At 56.9% G+C, this 9,957-nt stretch carries 6 protein-coding genes; all 6 read left to right on the plus strand.

Annotated features, from left to right (window positions below):
• The first annotated feature begins 65 nt into the window (after window positions 1-65).
• The 6 genes from BLR64_RS14105 (at window position 66) to BLR64_RS14130 (ending at window position 9,866) form a co-directional block, all read left to right on the plus strand.
• Window positions 66-2,438, plus strand: a complete 2,373-nt coding sequence (locus tag BLR64_RS14105) for a helix-turn-helix domain-containing protein (protein ID WP_090715037.1) — start codon at window positions 66-68, stop codon at window positions 2,436-2,438.
• Between the two features lie 83 nt (window positions 2,439-2,521).
• Window positions 2,522-5,233, plus strand: coding sequence for an exo-rhamnogalacturonan lyase family protein (locus tag BLR64_RS14110; protein ID WP_415841071.1), 2,712 nt, complete (start codon window positions 2,522-2,524; stop codon window positions 5,231-5,233).
• Window positions 5,230-5,922 (plus strand): DUF1961 family protein, encoded by a 693-nt coding sequence (locus tag BLR64_RS14115; protein WP_090715040.1) that lies wholly within the window; start codon window positions 5,230-5,232, stop codon window positions 5,920-5,922. Before BLR64_RS14110 ends, BLR64_RS14115 begins: the two co-directional genes overlap by 4 nt.
• Before the next feature lie 148 nt (window positions 5,923-6,070).
• On the plus strand, window positions 6,071-6,871 hold the full coding sequence (locus tag BLR64_RS14120; protein WP_090715041.1) for a polysaccharide deacetylase family protein: 801 nt from the start codon (window positions 6,071-6,073) through the stop codon (window positions 6,869-6,871).
• 177 nt (window positions 6,872-7,048) lie between these two features.
• On the plus strand, window positions 7,049-8,245 hold the full coding sequence (locus tag BLR64_RS14125) for a hypothetical protein (protein WP_244157706.1): 1,197 nt from the start codon (window positions 7,049-7,051) through the stop codon (window positions 8,243-8,245).
• Window positions 8,246-8,480: 235 nt separating this feature from the next.
• Window positions 8,481-9,866: an MATE family efflux transporter gene (locus BLR64_RS14130; protein ID WP_090715043.1), complete on the plus strand. Its 1,386-nt coding sequence runs from the start codon at window positions 8,481-8,483 to the stop codon at window positions 9,864-9,866.
• Window positions 9,867-9,957: the final 91 nt, after the last annotated feature.

A 9,957-nucleotide genomic window follows, 5' to 3' on the forward strand; every position in this document is an offset into this window, starting at 1 on the left:
GGAAGTAGCCTCATTAACGCCGCAAGGCTGCAATGCCAAACTATGAATTCGGCTGGTGAATACACATGGAGAATACAACAACAGCAGTGAAACGCAAAGGCTACAAACGGATATGGGCGGGCCGTACAGGCCGGTATTACCGCAATAATCTGATTATTGTGCTGATCGTCTCGTCCATTCCCGGCCTGATTATAGGATTGCTTGTGTATTGGATGGCTGGCGGAAGCCTGGAGGAGGAGCTGCTCGAAATGCATAACCGGCAGATCGAGCAGCGTGCCGCCAATATTGATGACCAGCTGTCCAATCTGGAGCTGATGCTGGCCCACTGGGCTTTTGATCCGAAATTCGACTACAGCCTGAAGAATATGGACTTTACCATGAACCACGAGCGGGCCTGGGATATCACCAAGACGCTGGTGGTCATGCAGGGCTCCAATTCCATGGCACGGCAGGTGGAGCTCTATCTGTCCGGAGACCGTCCCGTGCTGTTTAACACAGAGTACGGTACGGTTACTTCCAGCGAAGCTGCCGTTTACGAAAAGCTGATGAAGACCGAGCAAAGCACCTACTGGACGGAGCCGGCTTTTGATACGGCCAAGCCTCAGCAAAAAGAGCTGACTCTTGTGCATCATATTCCCGGCGGCAGCCTTGAGCCGTTCGGGGTATTGCTGCTGCGGATGGATACGCAGAGGGTCTCGGATATGCTGCGGACCATGACCCCGTATAACAGCGGAGAGGTGTATATGCTGCAAAAATCAGGGGGCCTGTTCATCTCCGGGAGCGGTACTGGCGGTGCCGCCGCGCCATTTGTCAACTCGCTGCAGGCGGCTATTGAAGCAAGGGGCAGCGGAAACAGCACATCATTCCTGTATGACTGGGACGGGGTCACCTATGCGGTGACTTACGGCGATTTTTCCCGGATTGCCAGTGAATGGATGTATGTATCGGCTTCGCCTATTTCCAGTATAACCTCTCCCGTGGTGGAGCTTTCCCGGACCATTATTATGGTCAGCCTGAGCGCTCTGCTGCTCGCAGCTGTCCTGTCGTGGATCGCTTCCCGCAAAATCTATTCCCCCTTCCGCCGCCTGCTGCAGACGCTGCTCCCTGAGCATGATGTCTGTGAAGGCCGGGAGGATGAGATGACGCTGATCGAGCGGCACTGGCAGAATCTGCACGGTCAGCAGAATGCCCTGCAATATACCCTGTCGGAGCAGCTGCCGCATGTGCAGCGCAGCTTTCTCCACCAGCTGTTCCAAGGCTACTTATATGGATTTTCTGAGCAGGAGCTGCAGAGCCGGATGAAGCAATATAAATGGGATGTGGAGAACTGCGTCTTTGTGGTGCTGTACATTCAGCTTACCGGCATATCCAGCCTGGAGGGCAAGTTCCGCAGCGGCGACGAGAGTCTGGTGTCCTTTGCGGCGGTGAACATTATCGGGGAACTGGCGGCTGAGCGTTTCGAGCGCGCCGAGACCGTTAATCTGCACAATCTTACAGCAGGCATTCTGCTGATTGGACCGGGAGGCGCTCCGGAGACGGCAAGGGTGCAGGCGTTCGGGGAAGAGCTGGCGGCCACGATCAACCGGATGCTTAAGCTGCAGGCTACCGTAGCCTACAGTGCGCCGATCGACAGCATCTCCGCGATTCCCCGGTCCTTTGAAGCAGCCAAGCAGGCAGCCAGCCACCGCAGATACGGGGGCGGCAACCAGGTGGTCAGCCTGGAGCAACTGGAGCGGGAAGGAGAGGGCACCCATATGCCGCAGTATTCGTTCACTCTGGAACGCGGACTGATTCAGGCGCTGCGCACCGGCGAGGCGGAGGAGGCAGACCGGCTGCTGGAGGAATTCCTCGCCACGCTGTCCGCTGACGGCGCCAAGGTCATTGATGTGCAGCAGGGCATGCTGCATCTGCTCGGTGCAGTACAGCATGCGGTGCTGGAAGCAGGGATTGCGCCGAACCAGCTGTTCAAAGGCAGGAACCTTTATGCCGGCCTGTCACAGATCCATGAGCCGGGCATGATCCTGCCCTGGTTCCGCAATCACGTGGTCTCGCCTTTCCTGAAGGAGCTGTCCGAGCGTTCCGACGCCGGAATCCGGCGGACGATTGACCAGGCTATGCTGTACATTCAGGAGCATTATATGGACAATATCTCACTGGACAGCTGTGCGGATTATACGGGCACCAGCCCGTTCCTGCTCAGCAAATCCTTCAAGCGGGTTACCGGGCAGAATTTTATCGATTATTTAACCGGGATCAGAATTGAAAAAGCGAAGGAGCTGCTGCGCGACACAGATCTCAAAATGAACGATGTTGCGCTGCAGGTCGGCTATCAGCAGAGCTATTTTAACCGGATATTCAAAAAACAGGAGGACATCACACCGACACGCTACCGTGAGCTTAGCCGGCATGAAGGGGAGAAGGATGCGGGAACCCGGTAAGGGCGGGCATGGGATGCCGGAACGTGCCTGAAGGCCGCCTTCCTGCGCCCGTACCGCCCGCTGTGTGATGCGCCCAAAAGGAGATGACAGCTTTGTCCTCAGCCTTGCCGATCCGATTACACTGGCTGAATAAACCTGCAGCGGCTGCAGGAGTTACGTGGGGAGTTCCCTGGATCAAAGGAGAGCTGAACCGCGAAGGGCTCTCTGCTCTATATCTTGACGGACAAGGGGACAATTCCCGTCTGCCGCTGCAAAGCCGTCCGGCCGCTTATTGGCCGGACGGCAGCATTAAATGGTCACTCCATTCCGCGGTCTGCCCGGAGGGCAGTACGGAAGGGTACGTGCTGGAGCGGGGGGCGGAGCCGCAGGAGGTCCAGTACGCAGCAAAGGTATCTGTTCAGGATACAGAGGCTGCCTTCGTCGTGGACACTGGATCGATTGTATGTACCGTGGAAAAACGCGGTGCGGAGCTGGTGTCGCGGATCATCCGCAGGAGGCTGGAACGGGATAGCAGCCCGGCAGGGAAGGGAAATCCGGAAAGCAATTACGGATATTCCGGATGTTTAAAGGATTCTAATGTGAAAGCAGAGCATCTGGTATGCAGCGGAAGCGAGCTGGTCTGTGTGAGGGAGCAGCGGGATAGGCTCAGCGGTGCCCTTACCCTGCGGCAGGAGCGGTTCACCGGCGAAACCGGACAGGCTGTGCTGGAGGAATCAGGGCCGCTGCGCGCCGTTATCCGCCTGGAGGGACGGCACCGCAGCCGCAGCGGAGTCGGGGAATGGATTCCCTATACGCTGCGGCTGTATTTCTATGCCGGACTTGAGACGATCCGGCTGGTGCATACCTTCCATTACGACGGCAATCCGCACCAGGACTTCATCAAGGGGCTGGGCATCCTGTTCAAGGTGCCGCTCAACGGCCCGCTGTACAACCGCCATATCCGGTTCGCGGGCAGCGAAGGCAGCTTCAGTGAATCGCCCAAGACGCTCCATACCCGCAGAACCAAAGGCAAATATGCGGAGCTGTTCGCGGCCCAGCTGGAAGGCCGCAGACTGCAGTTTGACCCGGAGGAGGATGCTTATTTCACCGGGCTGCTGCGGGATTCGGCAGTGTGGGACAGCTTCCGTCTCGTTCAGGATTCCTCCGAGCATTATGCAGTTCATAAGCGTACCGGACCGGACTGTGTCTGGATCAAGGGAGCGGAAGGGCGGCGTGCCGGAGGGCTTGGCTATGTCGGCTCAGAGTGCGGCGGGCTGGCCGCCGGAGTGAAGGACTTCTGGCGGAAGTGCCCATCCGGCCTTGAGCTCAGCGGCCTTTCCGGTAATGAGGCTGCGCTGACCGTCTGGTTCTGGTCGCCGGAGGTACCGGTCATGGATCTGCGCCACTATGATACAAAGACGCATGTGGAGTCCTCGTATGAAGGTGCCGAGGAGCTGCGGGCTACCCCGTACGGTATTGCCAACACCAGTGAGCTGACCCTGTGGTGCACTTCGGGAACACCGGATTCGGCCGCTCTGCAGCGGATGCAGCAGATGTCGGATCAACCGCCGCTCCTCGTCTGTGAACCGGAGTATTATCACCGCAGCCGGGCGTTTGGCCTATGGAGCCTGCCCGACAGGAGTACACCGGCCAAGGCTTATCTGGAGGAGCGGCTGGACGGGATCATTTCCTTCTACCAGGCAGAGGTAGAGCAGCGCAAATGGTATGGCCTGTGGGATTACGGCGACTTCATGCACAGCTATGATCCGGTGCGCCATGTCTGGAACTATGACCTCGGCGGCTGCGCCTGGCAGAATGCGGAGCTGGTGCCGAATATGTGGCTGTGGGTGAGCTTTTTGCGGACCGGGCGCGCTGACATTTTCCGTATGGCCGAGGCGATGACACGGCATACGAGCGAGGTGGATGTGTACCATTTCGGGGAGTATGCAGGCCTCGGCTCGCGGCATAATGTTGTGCACTGGGGCTGCGGCTGCAAGGAAGCGCGGATTGCGATGGCCGGATTGCACCGGTATTACTATTATCTTACCGGCGATGAGCGGACCGGCGACATCATGGACAGTGTAAAGGATGCCGATTATACGACCGTTACGCTGGACCCGATGCGGGCTTATTTTCCCAAGGATGAATTTCCGACGCATGTGCGGGTTGGCCCGGACTGGGCGGCGTTCAGCTCCAACTGGATGACAAGGTGGGAACGATACGAAGATACGGCTTACCGAGACAAAATAATGACTGGGATAGACTGCATCAAAGCAGCCAATCTGCGGCTGATCTCCGGTCCAACCTACGGCTATGATCCGAAGACCGGCATCCTCAGCCCGATGGGCGATGATAACTGGGGCCGGCATCTGGCAATCTGCATGGGCGGGCCGCAGGTGTGGTTTGAGCTGGCCATGATGCTGGAGGACCCGGAGTGGGAGGATATGCTCGCTGAGTTTGGCGTGTTCTACAATCTGCCTCAAGAAGAAAAGGATGCTTATGCAGGAGGGGCAATTACAGGCAAGCTGCGGTTCGAACATCCTGTGCTGAGTGTCGCCATTGCTGCTTACGGGGCCTGGTACAAGGATGACCGGACAACGGCTGACCGCTGCTGGAACATCCTGCTAGAGAATCCGTTCGGAGCCGTCAATCTGCAGGAAGAGCAGACACTGGTCACTTACATGGAAGAGCTGAATGAAATCGGCTGGATGAATACCAATGAAGCCTCCCAATGGTCGCTCAATACGATCATAGCGCTGGAGCTGATTGCCGAAGCTCTGCCGGAGCGGGATCCCGTGAAGGGGGCAAAAGAATGACTGCTCAGCAGAATAAGGCGCTCATCCCCGAGCAGTGGCGGGAGATATACCGCAATACGCTGACGGGCCCGGAGCAAACGGCCGGTTTCCGGATGGAGGGGGACGGGGCCGTAACCTTTCCGATGGGCCGGTTACGGCTGGAGAGCACCCGGGCTGCTTCGGAGGGGCAGAAGGCGAATGTTGTGTTCTGGTGCCCTGAGGTTTTTCCGGGGGACCTGGCAGTGTCGTGGACATTCCGGCCGCTGCGCGAGCCTGGACTGGCCATTCTGTTCTTCGCTGCCGCCGGTGCCGGGGGCAAGGATCTGTTTGACCCGTCGCTGCCCGTGCGGACAGGGGAGTATGACCAGTATCATCACGGGGAGATGAATGCTTTCCATATCTCCTATTTCCGGCGGATGTGGGAGGAGGAGCGATCCTTTCATACATGTAACCTTCGCAAAAGCTACGGCTTTCATCTGGTCGCCCAGGGGGCTGATCCGCTGCCGGATGTTGCCGATATGAATGAAGCCTACGAGATGCTGGTAGTGAAGCAGGGCGCTGCAGTAACTTTCGCCATCAACGGACTGCCGCTGCTGCAGTGGACAGATGACGGCTCATGTGGTCCGCTGCTGGCCGGCGGCCGGATCGGCTTCCGCCAGATGGCGCCGCTGATTGCTGAGTACAGTGATCTGATTGTGTATGCGCCCTGAAAGGATCGGAAGCCGCCAGGCACGGGCGCATAGTAAGTATTGAAGGGGCAAAATGCCTTTGAATTCGGTGAATGCGGCCCGAAATGACGATAAATTCAACTATTTTACATGGGATACAACGATCCATATCCAAGGAGGCGTAACAGCAATGCCCGGAGTGTATTACTGCTATCCGCAAGGCCGGCACAAGGCGCTGACAATGAGCTATGATGACGGCAGACGGGCCGATGAGCGGCTGGTCGGCCTGTTTAACAAATACGGGATTAAAGGAACCTTTCACCTAAATTCCGGCCTGCTGGGAGAAGGGGACCGGATTACAGCGGAGGAGCTGCCTCAGCTGTATAAAGGTCATGAAGTCAGCGCCCATACGCGGCGGCATCCGACGATGGCCCGCTGCCCGCAGGAATTCATCGTTGAGGAGATTATGGAGGACCGCAAGGCGCTTGAGGCGCTGCTGCATCAGCCGGTCCGCGGGATGTCATACCCGAACGGGTCGTATACCGCCGAGATCAAGAAGCTGCTGCCGCATCTGGGCATGGAGTATGCCCGGACCGTGCAGAGCACCGGCGGCTTCGGCCTCCCGGAAGATTGGCTCGAATGGGCGGCGACCTGCCACCACAACAGGAACCTGCTTGAGCACGGGGAGAATTTTATCGCCCTGCACAAACGTCAGTACCTGTACCTGATGTATGTTTGGGGCCACAGCTATGAATTCGACAATGATGATAACTGGGAGCTGATGGAGCAATTCTGCGCCATGGCCGGCGGACGCGATGACATCTGGTACGCTACTAATCTGGAGTTTGTCCATTATATGAAGGCCTGCCGGAATCTGATCTTTTCGGCAAGCCGGGATTTTGTATACAATCCGAACGCTGCCGCAGTGTGGCTGGAGGTTGACGGTCAAATCGTTGAAGTGCCGGGCGGGCAGACGGTGGACTTGGGTTAATTATTGAAGCAGGCTGGAAGAGACCGCTTGCACCTGCCGCTGGCGGGGCAAACGGACGGGAGACAAGGAGGAACTACTGTGAATAATACGAATAAAGCGGGCAGTCCGGCTGAAGGCGATCAGGCCTTGCACCGGCTGGCCGGGATCGACATTTCGGCCGCCGGGCCAAGATGCAAAATGCTGCTGGGTGATCTGGACGGGGACGGCAGGGCTGAGCTGCTGCTGGTTCAGCCTGATAACCGTCAGGATGTAAGATATATTCCCCATCAGGTGCAGTGCCTGAGCGCTTTTGATCTGGACGGCCGGCTGCTGTGGCAGACGGGGAAGCCGGATGCAGGCGCAGGCAGCCAGGGCTCGGATTATCCGGCCCAAATCTATGATATTGATGGTGACGGTGCGCTCGAGGTGCTGTGTGTAATGGACGATAAGCTGCAGATCCTGGAAGGGGCAACGGGAAAAGTAAAGGCAGTCCATGAGCTTCCGTCCGCTGAAGCCCATGACTGCATTATTATTGCCAACCTGAGCGGTAATGCGCACCCTTCCGACATTATCCTCAAGGACCGCTATCACCGGCTGTGGGCGCTGGACAAAAACCTTCAGCTGCTATGGACCCACGAAGGCAATGTAGGCCATTATCCGTGGGTGTATGATCTGGACGGTGACGGACGCGATGAGGTCATGGCCGGGTACGATCTGCTGGATGCTGACGGACAGCTGAAATGGAGCTGCCGTGATCTGGACGATCATGCGGATTGCCTCTGGGTCGGGGATGTTAACGGCGACGGTCTTCCCGAGCTGGTTGTCGGGGGAAGTGTTACGGTAATGTATGACCGGGACGGGCTGGAGCTGTGGCGGTACGACGGCTCCATTGAATCCCAGCATCTGGCGCTTGGACGCTTCTGCCCTGAACTGCCGGGACTGCAGATTGCCGGGCTTGACCGCATGGTCCGAGAGGATGACGGCAAGGGCCTCAAGGGAAAAGACGCCATGTTCCTGCTGGATCAGAACGGCAAGGAGCTGTGGAAAGAGGAGCGAACCACAGACGGCTGGCTGACGATCGTTGATGCAGTCAGCACATTCTGGAAGAACGCTCCGGATTATATTCTGGCGTACCGGCGCGGGGAAGGCGTGCTTCCGGCGCTTTACGACGGGAAGATGAATAGGGTTGCACAGTTCGCCGAGCAGGGTTATGCCGTGCACGGGGATCTACTCGGCAGCGGCACGGAGCAGGTTATCATTTACACGGATGAACTGGCTGCAGTCTATGCCGGCGAGCCGCTTCCGCTTGCGGCGGTCCATCCGGGCCGGCCGCTGCCGCAGCCAAAGCGGCTGTACAGCTCCACCCTGTACCCGGGCGGGGAAGTGGCGCTGTAAGGCCGTACTCAAGTAAAAGCACGGCTGCACGCCATGGATTGCGCCTGTCATACAAAAGTACCCAAGCAATAACCTGCCTGGCATACGCCTGCGGGTTATTGCTTTTTTACATAGAAGGTGTCTGTGGTAAATACCGGTTATCACCCGGATAACAGACGAAAGTCAGAATTTGTAGTAAACTGGAAGGAATGTATTTCGCGCACTCTAATCCTACAGAAAAGAATGTGATCTATTTATGCAGCTTCAGGCTCGAATACCACACAAAAAATGGCTGGAGAAACACCTTTCCGGGGAAGGGATGGATTACAGGCAGATTATCGCCCTGTTTCTCCCAATTCTGATTGATCAGGCTTTCATCATCGGGCTAAATCTCGTAAATACGGCGATGATCAGCTCGTCCGGGATGGCGGCGGTCAGTGCGGTGAATATGGTGGATTCCCTTAATATTTTTCTGATCAACGTATTTGTGGCGATTGCGACCGGCGGTACAGTGGTGGTTGCGCAGTATAAAGGCAGCGGAAATGACCGGATGGTGTCACAGGCTGCTGCGGGCTCCGTTACTTCAGTCTCGCTGATCGCCGTGGGTATCGGTCTATTGCTCATGGGCTTCCACTCGCCGATATTGAATCTTTTGTTCGGGTCTGCCTCCGCCGATGTGCTGGACAATGCCCGGATTTATATGATCGGCAGCAGCATCTCCTATCTGGGGATCGCTGTGGTTCAGGCCGTATGCGGTGCGCTGCGGGGCGTGGGCCGGACGCGGGCTTCCCTGATGCTGTCGCTGATCATGAACCTGTTGTATGTGCTCTTGAACATTATTTTTATAAATCTGCTGGATATGGGTGTGCTGGGCATGACGCTGGCGGTTAATATTGCGCGGTACGCAGGGATGATCTGTGCCCTTGTCTATCTGTTCAAACTCGACACCGCTCTGCGTGTACGTGCCCGCGATCTGCTCCATATTCCGCTCAGCATGCTGCGCAAAATTATGTTCATCGGTGTGCCGTTTGCGGCGGAGCAGATGTTTTTTAACGGCGGGAAGCTGCTGACCCAGATCTTCATTGTAAGCCTGGGTACGTATGCCATCGCAACCAATGCCATAGCCGGCTCATTAGCCATGGTGTTCCAGATACCGGCCAGTGCGCTGTCGCTGACCATTGTGACGGTTGTCGGCCAGAGTATCGGGAGGGGGAATGTCGCCGATGCCAGAAAGTTCATCAAATCCTTCCTCTGGATCGGTTCCGGCTCTCTGGCTCTGATCGCCCTGATTCTGATGCCGCTGTTCCACCCGCTGGTGTCAATCTTTTCTCCGCCTCCGGAAATTATTGATGATTTGTTTATAGTGCTGCTGGTCAATGCCATTGCCCAGGTTCCGCTGTGGGCGGTCAGCTTTATTTTGCCGTCGGCACTGCGGGCCGCAGGGGATTCACGGTTCACCTCCATTACCTCGATGCTGACGATGTGGCTGTTCCGGGTTGTTTTTGGCTATGTTCTGGGAATCGTGCTCGGCTTCGGTGTACTGGGAGTCTGGATTGCGATGAACAGCGAGTGGGCCGTCCGCGGGGCTGTTTTTCTGTGGCGGTTCAGAGGGGAAAAATGGTTTGCGCATAAGCTGATCTAAAGACCGCAAAGAGCCGGTCATGCTGAAAAATGGCCGGTTTACTATAATGAAAACGGATTTATTTCCTCTATTGGATATAATAGTTTTACCC

The organism is Paenibacillus typhae (assembly GCF_900099765.1).
GTDB lineage: Bacteria > Bacillota > Bacilli > Paenibacillales > Paenibacillaceae > Paenibacillus_AQ > Paenibacillus_AQ typhae.

Bases quoted from the DNA above. Each gene is read 5' to 3' on its own strand.
- BLR64_RS14105 (WP_090715037.1), top strand. From the start codon at position 66: ATGGAGAATACAACAACAGCAGTGAAACGCAAAGGCTACAAACGGATA.
- BLR64_RS14110 (WP_415841071.1), top strand. From the start codon at position 2,522: ATGACAGCTTTGTCCTCAGCCTTGCCGATCCGATTACACTGGCTGAAT.
- BLR64_RS14115 (WP_090715040.1), top strand. From the start codon at position 5,230: ATGACTGCTCAGCAGAATAAGGCGCTCATCCCCGAGCAGTGGCGGGAG.
- BLR64_RS14120 (WP_090715041.1), top strand. From the start codon at position 6,071: ATGCCCGGAGTGTATTACTGCTATCCGCAAGGCCGGCACAAGGCGCTG.
- BLR64_RS14125 (WP_244157706.1), top strand. From the start codon at position 7,049: ATGCTGCTGGGTGATCTGGACGGGGACGGCAGGGCTGAGCTGCTGCTG.
- BLR64_RS14130 (WP_090715043.1), top strand. From the start codon at position 8,481: ATGCAGCTTCAGGCTCGAATACCACACAAAAAATGGCTGGAGAAACAC.